The sequence below is a fragment of the Leifsonia sp. NCR5 genome, from assembly GCF_002105485.1.
Lineage (GTDB): Bacteria > Actinomycetota > Actinomycetes > Actinomycetales > Microbacteriaceae > Leifsonia.
Window position 1 is genome coordinate 1 of record NZ_NCSR01000041.1, and the last position, 17,924, is coordinate 17,924.

At 69.9% G+C, this 17,924-nt stretch carries 19 protein-coding genes; 10 read left to right on the forward strand and 9 right to left on the reverse strand.

The genetic code is table 11. The features are described from left to right. Positions 1 to 61 precede the first annotated feature (61 nt). Positions 62 to 2,380 carry a phosphoribosylformylglycinamidine synthase subunit PurL gene (gene purL / locus B7438_RS19535; RefSeq protein WP_085371352.1) on the forward strand — a complete coding sequence of 773 codons (2,319 nt, stop codon included), beginning with the start codon at positions 62 to 64 and terminating at the stop codon, positions 2,378 to 2,380. Between the two features lie 8 nt (positions 2,381 to 2,388). Here purL and B7438_RS19540 read toward each other — a convergent pair whose 3' ends face one another. After that, positions 2,389 to 3,300, reverse strand: a complete 912-nt coding sequence (locus B7438_RS19540) for a DMT family transporter (protein ID WP_085371353.1) — start codon at positions 3,298 to 3,300, stop codon at positions 2,389 to 2,391. Between the two features lie 140 nt (positions 3,301 to 3,440). On the opposite strand from B7438_RS19540, the gene B7438_RS19545 reads away from it, so the two are divergent. Next, the gene (locus tag B7438_RS19545; RefSeq protein ID WP_085371354.1) at positions 3,441 to 4,934 is read left to right on the forward strand and encodes a glycosyltransferase; all 1,494 of its coding nucleotides are present in this window, start codon (positions 3,441 to 3,443) and stop codon (positions 4,932 to 4,934) included. A gap of 12 nt (positions 4,935 to 4,946) precedes the next feature. On the opposite strand, the gene B7438_RS19550 is transcribed toward B7438_RS19545, so the two are convergent. From B7438_RS19550 to B7438_RS19570, 5 genes are all read right to left on the reverse strand, one after another. Next, the gene (locus tag B7438_RS19550) at positions 4,947 to 5,366 is read right to left on the reverse strand and encodes an organic hydroperoxide resistance protein (protein ID WP_085371355.1); all 420 of its coding nucleotides are present in this window, start codon (positions 5,364 to 5,366) and stop codon (positions 4,947 to 4,949) included. Positions 5,367 to 5,435: 69 nt separating this feature from the next. Further along, the gene (locus B7438_RS19555) at positions 5,436 to 6,362 is read right to left on the reverse strand and encodes an SDR family NAD(P)-dependent oxidoreductase (RefSeq protein WP_085371356.1); all 927 of its coding nucleotides are present in this window, start codon (positions 6,360 to 6,362) and stop codon (positions 5,436 to 5,438) included. After that, positions 6,359 to 6,673, reverse strand: a complete 315-nt coding sequence (locus B7438_RS19560; protein ID WP_085371357.1) for a chorismate mutase — start codon at positions 6,671 to 6,673, stop codon at positions 6,359 to 6,361. Before B7438_RS19560 ends, B7438_RS19555 begins: the two co-directional genes overlap by 4 nt. A 55-nt stretch (positions 6,674 to 6,728) precedes the next feature. Then, a complete protein-coding gene (locus B7438_RS19565; protein ID WP_085371358.1) occupies positions 6,729 to 8,069 on the reverse strand; it encodes an FtsX-like permease family protein in 1,341 nt (446 codons plus the stop codon). Continuing rightward, the gene (locus B7438_RS19570; RefSeq protein ID WP_085371359.1) at positions 8,066 to 8,797 is read right to left on the reverse strand and encodes an ABC transporter ATP-binding protein; all 732 of its coding nucleotides are present in this window, start codon (positions 8,795 to 8,797) and stop codon (positions 8,066 to 8,068) included. The genes B7438_RS19565 and B7438_RS19570 overlap by 4 nt, the downstream gene beginning before the upstream one ends. Positions 8,798 to 8,970: 173 nt before the next feature. Here B7438_RS19570 and B7438_RS19575 point away from each other — a divergent pair, with 173 nt between their 5' ends. Both B7438_RS19575 and B7438_RS19580 read left to right on the forward strand, forming a co-directional pair. After that, positions 8,971 to 9,390 carry a polyketide cyclase gene (locus B7438_RS19575; protein WP_085371360.1) on the forward strand — a complete coding sequence of 140 codons (420 nt, stop codon included), beginning with the start codon at positions 8,971 to 8,973 and terminating at the stop codon, positions 9,388 to 9,390. Beyond that, entirely contained in the window at positions 9,387 to 9,827 is a 441-nt protein-coding gene (locus B7438_RS19580; protein ID WP_085371361.1) for a MarR family winged helix-turn-helix transcriptional regulator, read from the forward strand. Before B7438_RS19575 ends, B7438_RS19580 begins: the two co-directional genes overlap by 4 nt. 11 nt (positions 9,828 to 9,838) lie before the next feature. Here the strand turns inward: B7438_RS19580 and B7438_RS19585 are convergent, their stop codons facing one another. Next, on the reverse strand, positions 9,839 to 11,125 hold the full coding sequence (locus B7438_RS19585) for an adenylosuccinate synthase (protein WP_085371362.1): 1,287 nt from the start codon (positions 11,123 to 11,125) through the stop codon (positions 9,839 to 9,841). A gap of 116 nt (positions 11,126 to 11,241) precedes the next feature. Between B7438_RS19585 and B7438_RS19590 the strand changes: the two genes are divergently transcribed. Genes B7438_RS19590 through B7438_RS19610 form a run of 5 tightly spaced genes read left to right on the forward strand, consistent with a single transcriptional unit; the run spans position 11,242 to position 15,754 of the window. After that, the gene (locus tag B7438_RS19590) at positions 11,242 to 11,880 is read left to right on the forward strand and encodes a TetR/AcrR family transcriptional regulator (RefSeq protein ID WP_085371363.1); all 639 of its coding nucleotides are present in this window, start codon (positions 11,242 to 11,244) and stop codon (positions 11,878 to 11,880) included. Further along, positions 11,877 to 12,620 (forward strand): hypothetical protein, encoded by a 744-nt coding sequence (locus tag B7438_RS19595; protein WP_085371364.1) that lies wholly within the window; start codon positions 11,877 to 11,879, stop codon positions 12,618 to 12,620. The genes B7438_RS19590 and B7438_RS19595 overlap by 4 nt, the downstream gene beginning before the upstream one ends. Continuing rightward, positions 12,617 to 14,470, forward strand: coding sequence for a YhgE/Pip domain-containing protein (locus B7438_RS19600; protein WP_085371365.1), 1,854 nt, complete (start codon positions 12,617 to 12,619; stop codon positions 14,468 to 14,470). The genes B7438_RS19595 and B7438_RS19600 overlap by 4 nt, the downstream gene beginning before the upstream one ends. A gap of 25 nt (positions 14,471 to 14,495) precedes the next feature. Next, on the forward strand, positions 14,496 to 15,341 hold the full coding sequence (locus B7438_RS19605; protein ID WP_085371366.1) for a metallophosphoesterase: 846 nt from the start codon (positions 14,496 to 14,498) through the stop codon (positions 15,339 to 15,341). Continuing rightward, positions 15,338 to 15,754 carry a DUF3052 family protein gene (locus tag B7438_RS19610; RefSeq protein ID WP_179150886.1) on the forward strand — a complete coding sequence of 139 codons (417 nt, stop codon included), beginning with the start codon at positions 15,338 to 15,340 and terminating at the stop codon, positions 15,752 to 15,754. Before B7438_RS19605 ends, B7438_RS19610 begins: the two co-directional genes overlap by 4 nt. Here B7438_RS19610 and B7438_RS19615 read toward each other — a convergent pair. Continuing rightward, positions 15,723 to 16,370: a TrmH family RNA methyltransferase gene (locus tag B7438_RS19615; protein WP_085371368.1), complete on the reverse strand. Its 648-nt coding sequence runs from the start codon at positions 16,368 to 16,370 to the stop codon at positions 15,723 to 15,725. The genes B7438_RS19610 and B7438_RS19615 overlap by 32 nt on opposite strands. A 59-nt stretch (positions 16,371 to 16,429) precedes the next feature. Between B7438_RS19615 and B7438_RS19620 the strand changes: the two genes are divergently transcribed. After that, complete coding sequence (locus tag B7438_RS19620) at positions 16,430 to 17,224, forward strand: HAD-IIA family hydrolase (protein ID WP_143466093.1); 795 nt, start codon at positions 16,430 to 16,432, stop codon at positions 17,222 to 17,224. Between the two features lie 48 nt (positions 17,225 to 17,272). Here B7438_RS19620 and B7438_RS20995 read toward each other — a convergent pair. Then, positions 17,273 to 17,924: septum formation family protein (locus B7438_RS20995; protein ID WP_218775190.1), on the reverse strand; the 652-nt coding region annotated here is incomplete at its 5' end.

The following is a 17,924-nucleotide window of genomic DNA, read 5'->3' on the forward strand; positions in this document are numbered from 1 at the left end:
CCTCCACCCCCGGTAGACTGGTCGCATCCCCGCCACCGTCTCCCCTCTTTGGAGTGCCAGCGTGACCGACACCACCACCACGCACGTCGTCGACACCGTCGAGAATGCGATCGCCACTCCCGAGCGCGAGCAGCCGTATGCGGCGCTCGGCCTGAAGGAGGACGAGTACGCGCGCATCCGGGAGATCCTGGGCCGGCGTCCGACGAGCGGCGAGCTCGCCATGTACTCCGTCATGTGGTCGGAGCACTGCTCGTACAAGTCGTCGAAGATGTACCTGCGCCAGTTCGGGCAGAAGGTCACCCCCGCCATGAAGAAGAACCTCATGGTCGGCATGGGCGAGAACGCGGGCGTCGTGGATGTCGGGGAGGGCTGGGCGGTCACCTTCAAGGTCGAGTCGCACAACCACCCCTCCTACATCGAGCCGTTCCAGGGCGCTGCGACGGGCGTCGGCGGCATCGTCCGCGACATCATCTCGATGGGCGCGCGTCCGGTGGCGGTCATGGACCAGCTGCGGTTCGGCGCCATCGACAACCCGGACACGGCGCGCGTCGTGCACGGCGTCGTCTCCGGCATCTCGTTCTACGGCAACTGCCTCGGCCTGCCGAACATCGGCGGCGAGACGTACTTCGACCCGGTATACCAGGGCAACCCGCTGGTGAACGCCCTCTCCGTCGGCGTCCTCCGCCACGAAGACCTGCACCTCGCCAACGCGTCCGGCCTCGGCAACAAGGTCGTCCTGTTCGGTGCCCGCACGGGCGGCGACGGCATCGGCGGCGCGAGCATCCTGGCGTCCGACACGTTCTCGGCCGGCGGCCCTACCAAGCGTCCCGCCGTGCAGGTCGGCGACCCGTTCGCCGAGAAGGTGCTCATCGAGTGCTGCCTGGAGCTGTTCCGCGACAAGCTGGTCGAGGGCATCCAGGACCTGGGCGCTGCCGGCATCTCCTGCGCGACGAGCGAGCTGGCGTCGAACGGCGACGGCGGCATGTTCATCGAGCTGGAGAAGGTGCTGCTGCGCGACCCCACGCTCACCGCTGAGGAGATCCTCATGTCGGAGAGCCAGGAGCGCATGATGGCCGTCGTCAAGCCGGAACTGCTGGATGCGTTCCTCGCCGTCACCGCGAAGTGGGACGTCGAGACCAGCGTGCTCGGCGAGGTTACCGACACCGGCCGCCTCGTCATCAACTGGCACGGCGAGGAGATCGTCAACGTCGAGCCGCGCACCGTCGCCGTCGACGGCCCGGTCTACGAGCGTCCCGTCGCATACCCGGCGTGGATCGACGCCCTGCAGGCCGACAGCGCCTCGCGCCTCTCCCGCCCGGCCGGCGGCGACGAGCTGCGCGACCAGTTCCTCGCCCTGCTCGGCAGCGCGAACCTGGCCGACAAGGGCTGGATCACCGACCAGTACGACTACTTCGTCGGCGGCAACACCGCCCTCGCCTTCCCGGACGACGCCGGCATGATCCGCGTCGACGAGGAGAGCGGACTCGGCTTCGCCATCGCCACCGACGCGAACGGCCGATACTGCCAGCTCGACCCGAAGCAGGGCGCCGTGCTGGCGCTGGCCGAGGCGTACCGCAACGTCGCATCATCCGGTGCTGTGCCCGCCGCCGTCACCGACTGCCTCAACTTCGGCAGCCCGGAGAACCCCGAGGTCATGTGGCAGTTCTCGCAGGCCGTCGAGGGCCTGTCCGACGCCTGCCTCGAACTCGAGATCCCGGTCACCGGCGGCAACGTGTCGTTCTACAACCAGACCGGCACCAAGCCGATCTTCCCGACCCCGGTGGTCGGCGTGCTCGGCGTCATCGACGACGTCGCCCGCCGCATCCCGAGCGGGTGGCAGGACGAGGGCGACAACATCTACCTGCTCGGCGTCACCCGCGAAGAGCTGGACGGCTCGGCCTGGGCCGGCACCGTGCACGGGCACCTCGGCGGACGCCCGCCGGTGGTCGACCTCGCCGGAGAGCGCAACCTGGCGGAGCTGCTGCACGCCGCCTCGCTGGAGAGCCTGGTCGCCTCCGCGCACGACCTCTCCGACGGCGGCCTCGCGCAGGCTCTCGCCGAGTCGGTCATGCGCTTCGGCGTCGGCGCCCGCGTGTGGCTCACCGAGATCATGGAGCGCGACGGCGTGGATGCTGCGACAGCCCTGTTCAGCGAGTCCACCGGACGCGTGCTCGTCTCCGTCCCGCGCGAAGACGACGTGAAGTTCCGTGGCCTCTGCGACGGACGCGGCATCCCCGCACTGCGCATCGGCGTCACAGACGCCGAGGTCGGCGCGCAGCCGGTGCTCGAAGTGCAGGACCTGTTCACCGTCGGCCTCGAGGAGCTGCGCGGCACCCACCGCTCGACCCTCCCCGAGCACTTCGGCCCGGTCGTCGCGTAGCGCGCCGGCTAGGCCGGCTCGTCCACGAGTTCGGCCTGCCTGCGCGTGAACAACCGCACGCGCTGCTGCGTCAGCAGGATGCCCGCGAGCACCACCACGGCGCCCACCGGCTCGTTCCAGCTGAGCGTCTCGCCGAGCACCAGGATGCCCAGCGCCACCCCGACCACCGGCGTCACGTACGTCACCCCGGAGGTCGCCGTGGGGCCCCAGGCGCGCAGCACGTTCATGTTCCAGATGTAGACGACGCCCGTGCCGAGCGCGCCGAGCGCGAGCAGACTGAGCAGCACCGGCCAGCTGAACGTGATCGGACCCCAGGCGATCACCGGGGTGAGCACGACCATGATGGCCGCAGCGACTCCGATGTTCATCACGGCGATGGTCGTCGCCGGCATCGCCCTGTGGCTGATGAACCGGCGGATGTAGCCGAAGCTGAAGCCGTAGCAGGTGACCGCGCCGAGACAGGCGAGCTGCCCCCAGACGCTGCCGGACAGGGCAGCGATCTGCCACGGACCGACCACGATCACCACGCCGAGCACGCCGATCAGCACCCCGAGCACCTGGTCGCGGTTCAGCCTCTCCACGCGGAACGCCGCCGTGACCAGGATGGCCGTGGTGATCGGCGTGACCGCGTTGTAGATGCTCGCCAGGCTCGACGACACGTACTGCTCCGCCCAGGCGAACAGCAGGTACGGGATGACGCAGTACGTGATCGCCACCACCAGGAAGTGCAGCCACACGATCGGCTCGCGCGGGAGCCTGCTCCTGGTGATGATCGCGATCACCGCCAGCGTCACCGCGCCGAAGACCAGGCGCGCCCACACCACCTGCCCGAAGCTCACACCCTCGAGTCCCACCTTCATGAACAGGAAGCTGGCGCCCCAGACGAGACCCATGGCGATGAACTGCAGTGCGACCTTCACGGTCTGACGCTATCGGTCCCCACCGACGTCCGCTCGCACGAATCGGACATGGCGCAGCATCCCGCCGCATCCCGCCGCCTCCCGCATCCCGACCGGTCTGTCTCCTGTTGGTATCGTTGGCCGTCGAAGGGGAGGCATTCATGGACGTGGTGGCTGTATTGCAATCGATCGGCGTCTGGGTCTGCCTGATCCTGGCGTTGACCGGCCTCGTCCCGGTCATCGCAGCAGCGGCGACGTTCGTCGTCATCCCGTTCCACGCCTTCATCAACCACTACGGCAAGGCCAAGCCGTACCTCCCGCGCGTCGCCATCGTGGTGCCGGCCTGGAACGAGGGCGCGGTGATCGGCGCATCCATCGACCGGCTGATGAAGCTCGACTACCCGCGCGAGGCGCTCCGCATCTTCGTCGTCGACGACGCGAGCACCGACCTGACCCCGGATGTGGTGCGCGAGAAGGAGGCCCTCTACCCGGGCAACGTGGTGCTGCTGCGCCGCGACAAGGGCGGGGAGGGCAAGGCGCACACGCTGAACCACGGCATCCGGGAGATCCTCAAGGACGACTGGATGGAGGCCCTCCTGATCATGGACGCCGACGTCATCTACCTCCCGGACTCGCTGCGCAAAATGACCCGCCACTTCGCCGACCCGGAGGTCGGCGCCGTCTCCGCGTACATCCGCGAGGGCAGCAGCGACCGCAACTACCTGACCAAGTTCATCGGCGTCGAGTATGTGCTGTCGCAGCCGGCAGCGCGCCGTGCCCAGAACGTGCTGGGCGCGCAGGCGTGCCTGGCCGGCGGCGCACAGCTGCACACGCGCGAGAACCTGCTCGCCATCGGCGGTCAGATCGACACGTCGTCGCTCGCGGAGGACACGATCACCACGTTCGAGACGCAGCTCAAGGGCCGCACGGTGGTGTTCGAGCCGCACGCGCACGTCCTCGCGGAGGAGCCGCGGTCGGTCGACGCCCTGTGGAAGCAGCGGCTGCGCTGGGCACGCGGCAACGTGACGGTGACGGCGCGCTACAAGAACATCTGGTTCCGCCCGAGCGGCACCCACCACCTCGGCGCGTGGACGTTCGGCATCGTCTGGTTCAGCCTGTGGCTGCTGCCGCTCATCATGATCGTGTCGTCGATCGGCCTGGCCGGGCTGCTGTTCCTGCAGGCCGAGTTCGCCACGAACGTCTTCCGCGTGCTCTGGATCTCCGCGGCCCTCGCCTACCTGTTCATCCTGATCCTGGGCTCGCTGACGGATGCGAAGACCAGCAAACGCGAGCTGGGCCAGATCCTGCTGTTCCCCGGCATCGTCAACATCCTGGTGATGCTGACGGCGCTGTTCCCGAAGGTGATGCTGGTCTGGCTGCCCGGCCTGTTCGGCGCCACACTGGACGGCCCGGCGCTGTTCTGGCTGACGCTCGCCATCTACATCTGGATCCCGTTCTCGATGGTCGTCGCGTGGCTCGCCCGCAAGGCGGACCGCACGCGCGCGGGCCGCTGGCTGGCGCCCGCGCTGATCTACCTGGCCGGATACGGTTCGCTGCTGTGCGCGATCACGTTCGACTCCTACCTCAAGGAGCTCGCCCACGTCGAGGCGCGCTGGGACAAGACCGAGAAGGTCGGCAGAGTCGCGACGAACTGAGGCGCGCGTCGCCTATTCGACGATCGTGACCTTCACCGGGATGTTCCCGCGGGTGGCATTCGAGTACGGGCAGAGCTGGTGCGCCTTCTCCGCGAGCAGATCGGCCTGCTCACGACCGACGCGCGGGATGTAGACGTCGAGCTCGACCGCGAGCCCGAACCCGCCGTCCCCGTTCGCCCCGATGCCGACGCTCGACGACACGGAGGCGTCCGTGGTGTCCAGCTTCTCGCTGCGCCCGGCGGCATGGATGGCGCTGAGGAAGCACGCAGCGTACCCGGCGGCGAACAGCTGCTCCGGGTTGGTCCCCTCGCCGGAGCCGCCCAGCTCCTTCGGCGGACGCGTGTCGAAGTCGAGGAGGTCGTCCTCGCTGCGGACGTGGCCGTCCCGTCCCCCACCAGTGGCGTGCGCGATTGCGGTGTAAGCGATATCCATGCCTTCAGCACACAGCAGCGCTCTGAACGGGCGCTGGGAGGGGTGCGGGAGGGGTGGGTGTATGGGTGGCTACCGCCCCAGCGGGAACCGCTGCCCCGAGTACTCCTCCAGCAGCGCCCACACCCGCTCGCCGACCGCCCGGTCGCGCGTGGTCGGCGTCGCGAGCGCGCGAGCCGGCACGCCCTTGGTCACCCAGCGCGGGCCGAGGAAGTCGCCGCCGCGCACCTCCGGGTCCAATGCCGCGCGCACCGGAACCCAGGCGCCGTGATCTTTGCCCTGCGTCCAGGCCGCCTGCAGGTTGTCCGCGAAGCGCTTCACCTTCGACGGCTGGTTGACGCCCCGGATGCCCGGGGTGCGGCCAGAGGTCGAGTATCCGGGATGCACGACGACACTCGCGATGTCCGCACCGGCGGCGCGCAGCCGGCGGTCGAGTTCGAAGCCGAAGACCTGCGCGGCGATCTTCGATTGCGCGTACGCCTTCCACGACGTGTACGAACCGTCGAGCTGCAGGTCGTCGAGCGGGAAGCGGGCGAGCAGCGTTGCCAGGGAGCCGAGGGTCACGATTCTCGCTCCCGGGGTGCGTTCGAGCACTGGCAGGGCGAGCGCCGTCAGCTGGAAGTGGCCGAGCACGTTGGTGGAGAGGACGAGTTCGTTGCCCCGCGCATCCACTGCCCGGTCGGCGGGTGCGTGCACGATGCCGGCGTTGAGGAGCAGCACGTCCAGCCGCTCCCGTTCCAGCAGCGCGGCGGCGGCCCCGGCGACCGAAGCGTGGTCGGAGACGTCGAGCGGTGTCGCTTCGACGCTCGCACCCGGCACGCGGCGACGGATCGCGGACACGGCCGCCTCCGCCCGTTCCTGGCTGCGGCAGGCGAGCACGACGTGCGCTCCTGCTGCGGCGAGCTGTTCGCTCGCGAAGTAGCCGACTCCGGCGTTCGCGCCGGTGACCACGACCGTCTTGCCGTGCGCGTCAGGCACGGCCTCCGGGTGCCAGGTCACTTGGCGCTCTCGGTGGCGATCCGTTCGTGGTGGTGGATGACTTCGGCGACGATGAAGTTGAGGAACTTCTCGGCGAACGCGGGGTCGAGGTGGCTCTCCTCGGCGAGCGCGCGCAGGCGCTGGATCTGCTCGCGCTCACGCTCCGGATCGGCGGCGGGGAGCCCGTGCTCCGCTTTCAGCGCGCCGACCTGCTGCGTGAACTTGAACCGTTCGGCGAGCATGTGCACCACCGCCGCGTCGATGTTGTCGATGCTCTGCCGGATGCTGTGCAGCCGCTCGATCGCTGCGGCGGCGTCCTCGTTCTGACCCATCCTCCGACTTTATCCGACAGGGCTGTATACCACTGGCCCGCGCCGGCCCGCGCGGCTACAGCGACGGCGACGGGTCGGCAAGCACCCGCGTCAGCACCGGCCGCGTTGCGCGCAGGCCGAGCCAGACCAGCAGGATCCCGGCGGCCAGGCAGCCGGCGATCATCAGGATGCTGGCGGGCGCCACGATCAGGCTGGTCCCCGCGAGCGGGAAGATCACGACCGCCGCCGTCACCGCAGAGCCGATCGTCGTGATGCGGAGCGGGGAGAGTACGGCGCGGGAGCGGGCGGCGTTCATCGTCTCCACGGGCATCCCGAGCCTGTCGAGGCTGACGTACACGGCCCGGCGGTCGAGAACCGCCGACGCCTGGTTCACGCCGACCGAGCAGGCCACCATGAGGAACGACGCGACCACCGTGATGATGACGCCCGTGCGGATGTCCGCGAACAGCTGCAGGGATGCGGCGTCCGCCTTCCCGCTGTCGGCCGCGACGCCGAGCAGGGCGACCCCGACCCCCGCGAAGACGGCCATGAAGCTCGTCATCGCGACACCGGACACCTGCCGCCAGGCCGCCTTGGGCGACTCCAGGATGCTGCGGGCGGCGAGCAGTTTCGTCACCGTTCCCGCACGCTTGGCCTGACCGGAGGCGACCAGCCTGATCACCCACGGTCCCACCAGGTTGAGCACCGCGATGGTGCCGCCGAACCCGACGGCCAGGATCGTCAGGATCACGCCGAAGCCGGAGACCAGCTGCACGATGTACATCGCCACGAACGTCACGGCGACCACCGCCAGGCCGACCACCACGCGCACCCAGTGCATCCTGGGCGCCGTCTGCCTGGTGCGGACTCCGAGCGGCGACAGGATGACGCCGCGCAGCCCGACCACGGCGCTGACCGCGGCGAGCGCCCCGACGGCGACCACCACGAGCACGACGAGCAGTGGATGCAGGAACACCGCAGCAGCGCCGAGCGGCTCCCCGCGGAACGGGATGAGCCCCACCAGCGGCACGGCGCCGAGCGAGATCACCACCCCGGCGAGCGCACCGACCAGCGCGAGCACGGTCGACTCGATGACGGTCAGGGCGGTGACGGTGCCCGGCGTCGCGCCGAGCAGGCGCAGGCTGGCGAGCCTGTCGTCTCTGCGGCGGGCGGAGAGCCTCGCAGCAGAGCCGCCGAGCGCCACCAGCGGCACGATCAGCAGCGCGAGGGCGACCACGGCGAGCAGCTGGTAGAGGAAGGCCGTCTCGTCCGTCCAGGAGAAGAACGCCTGGGCGCCGCCCGCGACGACGAGCAGCAGGGCGGTGACCACGGCGAAGGCGACGACGGGGAGCACGATGGTCGCCCGGTCGGTGGCGGAGCGACGGCCGAGCAGCCAGGCCAGTCTGAGGGTGTTCATCGGGTGACCGCCTCGTCGACGATGCGGCCGTCGGCGAGCCGCAGCACCCGGGAGCAGCGGGCGGCGACCTCCTCGTCGTGGGTGACGACCACGAGAGACCGGCCGCGGCCGGTGGTCGAGCCGATCAGCGCATCCATCACCTCGACGGACGTGTGCGAGTCGAGTGCCCCGGTCGGCTCGTCGGCGAAGACCACGGATGCTCCGGTCACCTGGGCGCGCGCGATGGCCACCCGCTGCGCCTGGCCACCGGAGAGCTGGCCGATGCGGCGTGTCCCGAAGCCGGCGAGACCGAGGGCGGCAAGCCAGCCTGCGGCGTTCTGCTCGGCCACCGAGCGAGCGGCGCCGCCGAGCATCAGCGGGAGGGCCACGTTCTCGATCACGGTCAGCTCCGGCAGCAGGAAGCCCTGCTGGAAGACGAACCCGAACGCCTCCCTCCGCAGCCGCGACCGCTCCTTCTCGCCGAGCGCCGTCACGTCGAGCGGGCCGTGCGGGGTGGCGAAGGTGACGCTCCCCTCGTCCGGCCGCACGATGCCGGCGAGCACGTGCAGGAGTGTGGTCTTGCCCGAGCCGGATGCGCCCATGATCGCCACGGAGTCGCCCACGTTGAGCCGGAAGTCGACCCCGGCGAGCGCGACGGCCGTGCCGTACGCCTTCGTGAGTCCGATGGCGGAGAGGGCGGGATGCCGCTGGACGCTGGGATGCTGCTGGGCGCTGGGAAGGGAGGTCATGCATCCATCGTCTCCGTGTGCCGCGCCAGGCACATCGGCCGCGGGCCTCATCCTGGGCGGCGGTGCGTCATCCTCCGGATGGAGAGGAGGTGCGCCCCGGGTCTTGCGCAGGTCGCCCGTCAGGCATATTCTCTACGCATAGATCATCTACACCTAGACAGAAAGGCACGACCATGTGGAGCACCGAGCACACCGCGGAGACCACACTCTCCCGCGACGCCGTCTGGGCCGCACTGCGCGACCTGCACACCGGAGACCTCACCTACGAGGGTGCCGACGCGTTCGAGCTCGACGGCCCGTTCGCCGTCGGAACCGGGCTCACAATCACCCCCGCCGGCCAGGACCCGTTCCGTTCGACCATCGTCGACCTGGTCGAGACGGAGACCTACGCCGACCGCACCGAGTTCGGCGACATCGTCCTCACCTTCCGCCATACGCTCGTCGACACCCCGACCGGCACGCGCGTCACACACCGCCTCGACATCACCGGCCCGGGCGCCGAAGAGGTCGGTCCCGAGCTCGGCCCGCAGATAAGCGACGACTTCCCCGAGTCGATGGCCGCCCTGTTCGAGCAGGCGGCGCGCAGAGCATGACCGACTTCCCCGAAGGTCCGACAACGAGCCCCGGCTTCCTGCTCTGGCACGCCACCCTGCGCTGGCAGCGCGCGATGGCCGACGCGCTCACGCCGCTCGACCTGACGCACGCGCAGTTCGTCATCCTCGCATCCACGTGGTGGCTGAACGGCACGGACGAGCGGCCCAATCAGGCGCGGCTGTCCGAGTTCACAGGGTCGGATGCGCGGATGACCTCCGAGGTGGTCCGCCGCCTGATCGCGAAAGGACTCATCGACCGCGAGCAGGACCCGGCGGACTCACGCGCCAAAGTGCTGCACGTGACAGAGGCGGGACGAGCCGTGGCGGCCTCGGCGATCCAGGCGGTCGAGTCGGCGGACACCGAGTTCTTCACGCCGGCGACGGCAGCGGCACCGGATGCGCTGCTCCCGCTGCTGCACGCGCTCAGCGGTCGCTGAGCACGCCTCCGTCAGTCGACCAGGTCGTGCCGCACGACGATCTCGTCGCGCGCCGGCCCGACGCCGATCGCCGAGATGCGAGCGCCGGACAGCTTCTCCAGCGCGATGACGTAGTCCTGGGCGTTCTTCGGCAGGTCGTCGAAGGTGCGCGCTCCGCTGATGTCCTCGGTCCAGCCGGGGAACTCCTCGTAGATCGGCACCGCGTGGTGGAAGTCGCTCTGCGAAGCAGGCACCTCGTCGTGGCGCACGCCGTCGACGTCGTACGCCACGCAGACCGGGATGCGCTCGATGCCGGTGAGCGTGTCCAGCTTGGTGAGCACGAAGTCGGTGACGCCGTTGATGCGCGCCGTGTAGCGGGCGACGGGAGCGTCGTACCAGCCGGTGCGGCGCGGACGGCCCGTGGTGGTGCCGAACTCGAAGCCGCGCTCGCGCAGGAACTCGCCCCACTCGTCGAACAGCTCGGTCGGGAACGGCCCTGCGCCGACGCGGGTCGTGTACGCCTTCACGATGGCGATGACGCGGTCGATGCGGTTCGGGCCGATGCCGGATCCCGTCGCCGCTCCGCCAGCGGTGGAGTTGGAGGAGGTGACGAACGGGTACGTGCCGTGGTCGACATCCAGCATCGTGGCCTGGCCGCCCTCGAACAGGACGTACTTGCCGTCTTCGAGGGCCTGGTGCAGCAGCAGGGAGCTGTCGACGACCATCGGGCGCAGGCGCTCCGCGTAGCCGAGCAGCTGCTCGACCACCTCGTCCACGCTGATGGCACGGCGGTTGTAGACCTTGACCAGCAGGTGGTTCTTCTGGTCGAGGGCGCCCTCCACCTTCTGGCGCAGGATGTTCTCGTCGAACAGGTCCTGGATGCGGATGCCCACGCGGTTGATCTTGTCGGCGTACGTGGGGCCGATGCCGCGGCCGGTCGTGCCGATCTGGCGCTTGCCGAGGAAGCGCTCCGTGACCTTGTCGATCGTGCGGTGGTAGGACGTGATGACGTGCGCGTTCGAGCTGACTTTGAGGCGGGAGACGTCGACGCCGCGGGCGATCAGCCCGTCCAGCTCCTCGAACAGCACCTCGATGTCGACGACGACGCCGTTGGAGATGACGGGCGTGACGCCTTCGGTCAGGATGCCGGAGGGAAGCAGGTGCAGCGCGTACTTCTCGCTGCCGACGACGACCGTGTGGCCGGCGTTGTTGCCCCCGTTGAACTTGACGACGTAGTCGATGCGGCTGCCGAGGAGGTCGGTCGCTTTGCCTTTGCCTTCGTCGCCCCACTGGGCGCCGATGATCACGATCGCGGGCACTTTTCGGTCCTCTCGATGGGATGTGCGCGCCGGTGCCCATCGGGCTGACCGTCGCACTCGATCCTATCGCGCCATTATCTTGCACAGTCGTGTGCAAGAAGAGTAGTATCCAATGCATGCCTTCCTCCACGACCCGTGCCCCGCGGCGCGACGCAGCAGCGAACAGGGAGGCGATCATCGCGGCAGCGGCCGCCGCGCTCAACGAGGACATCGACGCCTCGCTCGAGACCATCGCCGCCCGCGCCGGGCTCAGCCGCCGGGCCATCTACGGCCACTTCGCCACCAGGGACGACCTCCTCGTCGACGTCTTCACCCGCGGGGCCGCCCGGCTCGCCGCGCTGCTCGACCCCGTCTCCCATCCGGATGCCCGGGTCGAGATCGCGCTGTTCGGCGCCACCCTCTGGGCGGAGGTCGAGCATGTGCGCGTCAGCGCAGCCCTCGCCGTGCGCGGCCCGCACCGCAAGATCGTCGGCGCAGCGCTCGACCCGGCTCGTGAGCGGCTGCGCGACACCGTGCGCCGCGGCATGGCAGCGGAGCAGCTGCGCGCAGACCTCGACCTCGAGACCGTCACCAGGCTCATCGAGAACGCCGCCGTCTCCGTGCTCGACGAGGCGATGCGCGCCAAGCTCACCAACGGCGAAGGGCACAGGCTCGTGATGCTCGCCGGACTGAGCGCAGCCGGTCTGAGCTGGCGCGAAGCCGGCGCCCTCATCGCCGAAACCCCCGAACTCGCCTTCCAGGAGGTCACAGCATGAAGATCGTGCTCGATCGCGTCGCCAAGGGCGCGCACAACGCCGCCCTGCCCCCGACCTCCGCGACGTTCCAGACCGGAGAGGTGACGCTCGCCAGGGCGGAGACCGAGCAGCGGCCGACCGTGCTCGGACTGATCGCATCCGGCCGGATGCGCCCGGACGCCGGAACCGTCACCATCGACGGCGCGAGCGACTACTCCGCCATGCGCAAGCGCATCGCCCTCATCGACGCACCGGATGTGTGCGAGCCCGCCGCCGACGTGACGGTCGCCGGGATCGTGGCGGAGGAGCTGATGTTCGCCGGGCGCGCATCCAACCCCATCGCCGTCAACAGGAGACTGAACGAGCTGGGCGCGTCAGAGTGGGCGCGGTTCGCGATCGGCACCGTGCCGCCGACCGTGCGCATCCGGTTGCTGGCCGAGCTCGCGCTGATGCGTCAGGGTGTGGAGGGGCTCGTCATCACGTCGCCGGACCGGCACGGCGGCGACCCGAACGAGTGGTGGGAGCTCGCACGCCGGATCGCGGCCCGCGACATCGCCGTGCTCGTCGTGGCCGGCGACGCCTCCGCTGCCGCCATCGCGGCGTCCGGCATGATCTCCCGGATGGGCGAGACGGCCACGCAGGGCCCCGCCAGCACCTTCGACGAAGACCCTGGACGCGACGACACCGACGAGCTGCCCGACCTCATCGTCGCCCCAGCACTCGAACAGCGCGGCACCGACCGCGCGGAGGAAGCCGAATGAAGATCCCCCAGATGATCGCGGCGGAGTTCCGTCGCCTCACCGCCAGCCCGATGTCGATCGTGGCGCTCATCGCGCTCATGTGCGTCCCCGTGCTCTACGGCGGGCTGTACCTGTGGGCCAACCAGAACCCGTACGCGAACCTGAACAAGATCCCCGCGGCCATCGTGATGGACGACAGCGGAACGACGGTCGACGGCAAGACGGTCAACTACGGGAGCGACGTGGCCGACGAGCTCATCAGGGACGGCTCGTTCGACTGGCACAGGGTCGAATCCGGCTCCGCGGCGAGCGGCGTCGACGACTCGAAGTACGACTTCAGCATCACCTTCCCCGCCAACTTCTCCGAAGCGCTCGCCTCCGCCTCCACGAAGACGCCGCACCGCGCGACGGTGACGCTCACCACCAACGACACCAACAGCTATCTGGCGTCCACGATCGGCACGCAGGCCGCGGAGAAGATCCGCACCTCCATCGTCAAGAAGGTCAACCAGCAGGCGGCGGAGCAGTTCCTCCTCGGTCTCGCCGACATCCGCTCCAACCTGGTCACGGCCGTGGATGGGGCGAACCAGCTGGTCGACGGCAGCGAGACGGCGCGCTCGGGCGCATCCACTCTCGCCGACGGCACCAGCCAGCTGGCGACGGGCTCGCAACAGCTGTCGGATGCACTGGCCCAGCTCTCCGGAGGAGCAGCGCAGGTGAGCGACGGCGCCGCCCAGGTGGCGGCCGGAAACGACCAGCTCGCCGCGAAGGCGACCCAGGCGGGAACGGCGGCGGCCCAGCTCGCGGCCGACGCGCCGGCGGTCGGGCGGCAGTTGCTCGACCAGCTGAAGCAGGCGGGCGCGACGCAGGAGCAGCTCGACCAGGTGTCCGCTGCTCTCGGGAAGATCGACGCCAAGGTGCAGGACGGCAACACCCAGGTGCAGACGCTCGTCGGGCAGGTCAACCAGCTCGCGGCGGGCGCCGACCAGGTCGCATCCGGAGCGTCGCAGGTGGCGTCCGGCTCCACGCAGGCCGCCGGTGGCGCCGCCCAGCTCGCGGACGGCAGCAAGCAGGCCGCATCCGGCGCATCCCAGTTGCGCGACGGCCTCACCACGCTGCACGACGGCACGGCGAAGCTGCGCGACGGCCTCACCGACGGCGTCGGCCAGATCCCGGACAACTCCCCCGCCCTGCAGAAGAAGCAGGCGACGACCATCGCCGACCCGGTCAACCTGAAGAACGACTCCATCACCTCCGCGGGAACCTACGGGGCCGGCCTCGCGCCGTTCTTCGTCGCCCTGGCCGGCTGGATCGGCATCTACGCGCTGTTCCTCATCGTGAAGCCGGTCTCCCGCCGCGCCATCACGGCGCTGCACTCCCCGGTGAAGATCACCCTCGCGGGCTGGCTCACCCCCGGCCTGCTCGGCGCGGTGCAGATGATCGGCCTGTTCGCCATCGTGTCCGGCGCGCTCGGCTTCCGCATCGACAACCCGCTCGGGATGTACGGGCTGATGGCGCTGGCCTCCCTCACGTTCGCCGCGATCATCCTGGCCCTGAACGTCTGGCTGGGCAGCGTCGGCCAGTTCCTCGGCCTGGTGCTGATGGTGCTGCAACTCGTGACGGCGGGAGGCACGTTCCCCTGGCAGACCTTGCCTGGACCGCTCGCCGCACTGCACCACGTGCTGCCGATGTCGTACGCCGTGGACGGCATCCGGCAGCTGATGTACGGAGGCAACCCCGCCACCGCACTGGCGGACGCCGGGGTGCTCGGCCTGTGGCTGCTCATCGCGTTGCTGGTCTCCGCCATCGGCGTGACCCGGATGACGCACTTCCGCACCCTGCGCGATCTGAGGCCGAGCCTCATCGGGTGACGGTGCCAGGCGGTATGGTGTCCGCGTGAGCGAGACCCTGCGCATCCTGCACCTGAGCGACACGCACCTGTACGGCGACGGCCGCCTGCACTACGGGCTGGTGGACACGCTGGCGGCGCTTGACCGGGTGCTGGCGCGCGCGGCGACCATCGAGGCGATCGACCTGGTGGTCGCCTCCGGCGATCTGTCCGACGACGGGAGTGCAGAGTCGTACCGGCTGCTGGCCGGGCGGCTCGAGCCGTGGGCGTCCGAGCGGGACGCGCGGGTGGTCTACGCGATGGGCAACCACGATCTGGCCGGGCCGTTCGAGCAGGTGCTCGGGCCTCGCGAGGCGGTCAGCGTCGTCGACGGCTTCCGGGTCGTGACCGTGGACACCGTGGTGGCCGGAGCCGGGTACGGCCGCATCGACGCCGCCCGGTTCGACCGGCTGCGGGCTGCGCTCGCCGAGCCGGCGGAGCACGGAACCGTGGTGGTGCTGCACCACCCGCCCGTGCCGCCGACCACCGGCCTGTTCGAGACGCTGCGCCTGGTCGACCCGGAGGCGCTGATCGACCTCTGCACGGCCGCCGACGTGCGCCTCGTGCTCGCCGGGCACTACCACCACTCGCTCGTCACGGAGATGGGTCCTCGGCGCATCCCGGTGGTGGTCGCGCCTGCGGTGGCGAACACGACGGATGTGCTGTGGGCGCCGGAGCGCGAGCGGGCCGTGCGCGGTTCCGGCTTCGCGGTGGTGCAGCTGCCGGTCGCCGGGCCGGTGCGTGCTCACCTGGTCTCCGCACCAGCGCCGGACGACGGCGAGACGGTCTACGACCTCGACCCGGCGGCCATCCAGCGGATCGCCGACAGCGCGGGATGGTCGGTGCGCGCATGAGCGAGGCGGCGGGATACTCCGGCACCCCGCTGTGGAAGAAGCTCGGCCTCAAACCGGGCATGACGGCACAGGTGCTACACGCCGACGACGGGTGGCGCATCCCGCTCGACAGCGGGCCGGACGACATCGTCTGGCTCCCGGAGGGCGACGATGGCCCGGCCGGGCTGGTGCTCGCCTTCTATCGCGGCGCCGGCGAGTTCCTGGCCGAGCTCGACGGCATCGGCGACCGCATCCGCCCCGACGGGATGCTCTGGGCGGCCTGGCCGCGCAAGGCGGCCGGACACGTGAGCGACCTCGACGAAAACCTCATCAGGAACGCTGCACTCGAACGCGGGCTCGTGGATGTGAAGGTCGCGGCCGTCGACACGAACTGGTCGGGGCTCAAGCTGGTGTGGCGGCGCGAGAACCGCTGAACGACACGTGCTGCAACACCCAGGCGTGCATCGCGACCGCCGCGGCAGCAGACGCGTTGATCGACCGCGTCGAGCCGAACTGCGAGATCTCCACCACCGCATCCGCGGCGTCGATGGCCTCGGGTGAGAGCCCGGGCCCCTCCTGACCGAACAGCAGCACGCACTCCTTCGGAAACGCGAACGTCTCGATGACGACCGACCCGGGAACGTTGTCGATGGCGATGATCGGGAGGGACGCATCCCGTGCCCAGGCGACGAACGCGGCGACGTCGTCGTGGTGCATGACGTGCTGGTAGCGGTCGGTGACCATCGCGCCGCGCTTGTTCCAGCGGCGGCGTCCGATGATGTGCACGGTGTCCGCGGCGAACGCGTTCGCGCTGCGCACGATCGAGCCGATGTTCATGTCGTGCTGCCAGTTCTCGATGGCGACATGGAACGGATGGCGGTGCTGGTCGAGGTCGGCGACGATGGCTTCCATGCGCCAGTACCGGTAGCGGTCGATCACGTTGCGGGTGTCGCCGTGCTGCAGCAGGTCGCGGTCGTAATACTCGTCCACGGGCCACTCGCCCTGCCAGGGACCGACGCCGTGCGTCGTCTGCTCGGCTGTCCCATCCACCCGTCGAGCGTACCGCGCGCCACCGAGCGAATAAGCTGTACCCGTCGAAAGGGGATTGCGTGGCGCGACGCGACGAGATCGAATGCTGGCTCACCGACATGGACGGCGTGCTGGTGCACGAGAACCACGCCCTGCCAGGAGCTTCCGCCCTCATCCAGCAGTGGCGGGACGACGGCACGCCCTTCCTGGTGCTCACCAACAACTCCATCTTCACGCCGCGCGACCTCGCGGCCCGCCTGCGTGCATCCGGACTGGATGTGCCGGAGGAGTCCATCTGGACCTCCGCGCTGGCCACGGCGGACTTCCTCAAGTCGCAGATCCCCGGCGGCAGCGCATACGTGATCGGCGAGGCCGGCATCACGACGGCGCTGCACGAGGCGGGCTTCATCATGACCGACACGAACCCGGACTACGTGGTCGTCGGCGAGACCCGCTCGTACTCGTTCGACGCGATCACCAAGGCGATCCGGCTCATCGGCAAGGGCGCGCGCTTCATCTCCACCAACCCGGATGCGACGGGCCCGAGTGCGGACGGCCCCCTGCCCGCGACCGGCGCTGTGACCGCGATGATCACCAAGGCGACCGGCATGGAGCCCTACGTGGTCGGCAAGCCGAACCCGATGATGTTCCGCTCGGCGATGAACCGCATCGGCGCGCACTCGGAGAACACGGCGATGATCGGCGACCGGATGGACACCGACATCGTCGCGGGCATCGAGGCCGGACTGCACACGATCCTGGTGCTCACCGGCATCAGCGACCAGAGCGAGATCGACCGCTACCCGTTCCGGCCGGACGAGATCCTGACCGGCGTGAGCGAGCTGGTGGCGGAGCCGCACGAGACCGACCTGTAAGGGGTCAGGCCCGGGGTTGCGTCCTGGTGGGCGCGGCGCCGGTTGCGCTTAGGCGGCCGGGCCCGGTCCGGCGACGGACGACGTGAGCGGCTCCCCGCCCGACCGGCTGGCGAAGCAGTAGAACGAGCGCTGCCCGTCCTTCCACTGCTGCTCCGTGGCGGGGAAGGTGCCCTGCAGCTGCAGGTCGGGATAGGCGGCGGCCGCAGCCAGGTCGACGATCCCCGGCTGCGTGCAGACCGCGTTGATCTGCCCGGCGAGAGCGTCGGCACCCGGATACGGCGCGGCGATGTCGGCCGAGAACAGGTTCGTGTACACCAGCTGCGCGGTATGCGGCGCCGCGCAGTCGACCACGGAGAACGTCTCCACCCACGGCGACGTGTACGGCTGGATGCACTCCCCGCCGCCCAGCGTGTTCCAGGCGTGCGTGCCCGGCCCGACAGGCCCGGCCGGCTTGGCCTGCACGGTCGGCGTTGGGGTCGGCGTCGGAGTCGCGCTCGGTGTCTTGCTCGCGGTCGCGGAGGGGGACGGCTTGGCGTCGGCCCCGAACATCTGCGGGATGCGTGTACCGAGCGCGAACAGGCCGATCAGCACCAGGATCACGGCGAGACCGCCCGCCACCCAGTACAGGATGCGGTTGACCCGGTGCGAGCCGCCGCGTCCGGTGGGCGGCGGCTCGCACCGGGTCAACCGCATCCTGTAC

Bases quoted from the DNA above. Each gene is read 5' to 3' on its own strand.
- B7438_RS19600 (WP_085371365.1), top strand. From the start codon at position 12,617: ATGAAGATCCCCCAGATGATCGCGGCGGAGTTCCGTCGCCTCACCGCC.
- B7438_RS19570 (WP_085371359.1), bottom strand. From the start codon at position 8,797: ATGACCTCCCTTCCCAGCGCCCAGCAGCATCCCAGCGTCCAGCGGCAT.
- B7438_RS19580 (WP_085371361.1), top strand. From the start codon at position 9,387: ATGACCGACTTCCCCGAAGGTCCGACAACGAGCCCCGGCTTCCTGCTC.
- B7438_RS19545 (WP_085371354.1), top strand. From the start codon at position 3,441: ATGGACGTGGTGGCTGTATTGCAATCGATCGGCGTCTGGGTCTGCCTG.
- B7438_RS19565 (WP_085371358.1), bottom strand. From the start codon at position 8,069: ATGAACACCCTCAGACTGGCCTGGCTGCTCGGCCGTCGCTCCGCCACC.
- B7438_RS19550 (WP_085371355.1), bottom strand. From the start codon at position 5,366: ATGGATATCGCTTACACCGCAATCGCGCACGCCACTGGTGGGGGACGG.
- B7438_RS19590 (WP_085371363.1), top strand. From the start codon at position 11,242: ATGCCTTCCTCCACGACCCGTGCCCCGCGGCGCGACGCAGCAGCGAAC.
- B7438_RS19575 (WP_085371360.1), top strand. From the start codon at position 8,971: ATGTGGAGCACCGAGCACACCGCGGAGACCACACTCTCCCGCGACGCC.
- B7438_RS19610 (WP_179150886.1), top strand. From the start codon at position 15,338: ATGAGCGAGGCGGCGGGATACTCCGGCACCCCGCTGTGGAAGAAGCTC.
- B7438_RS19560 (WP_085371357.1), bottom strand. From the start codon at position 6,673: ATGGGTCAGAACGAGGACGCCGCCGCAGCGATCGAGCGGCTGCACAGC.
- B7438_RS19595 (WP_085371364.1), top strand. From the start codon at position 11,877: ATGAAGATCGTGCTCGATCGCGTCGCCAAGGGCGCGCACAACGCCGCC.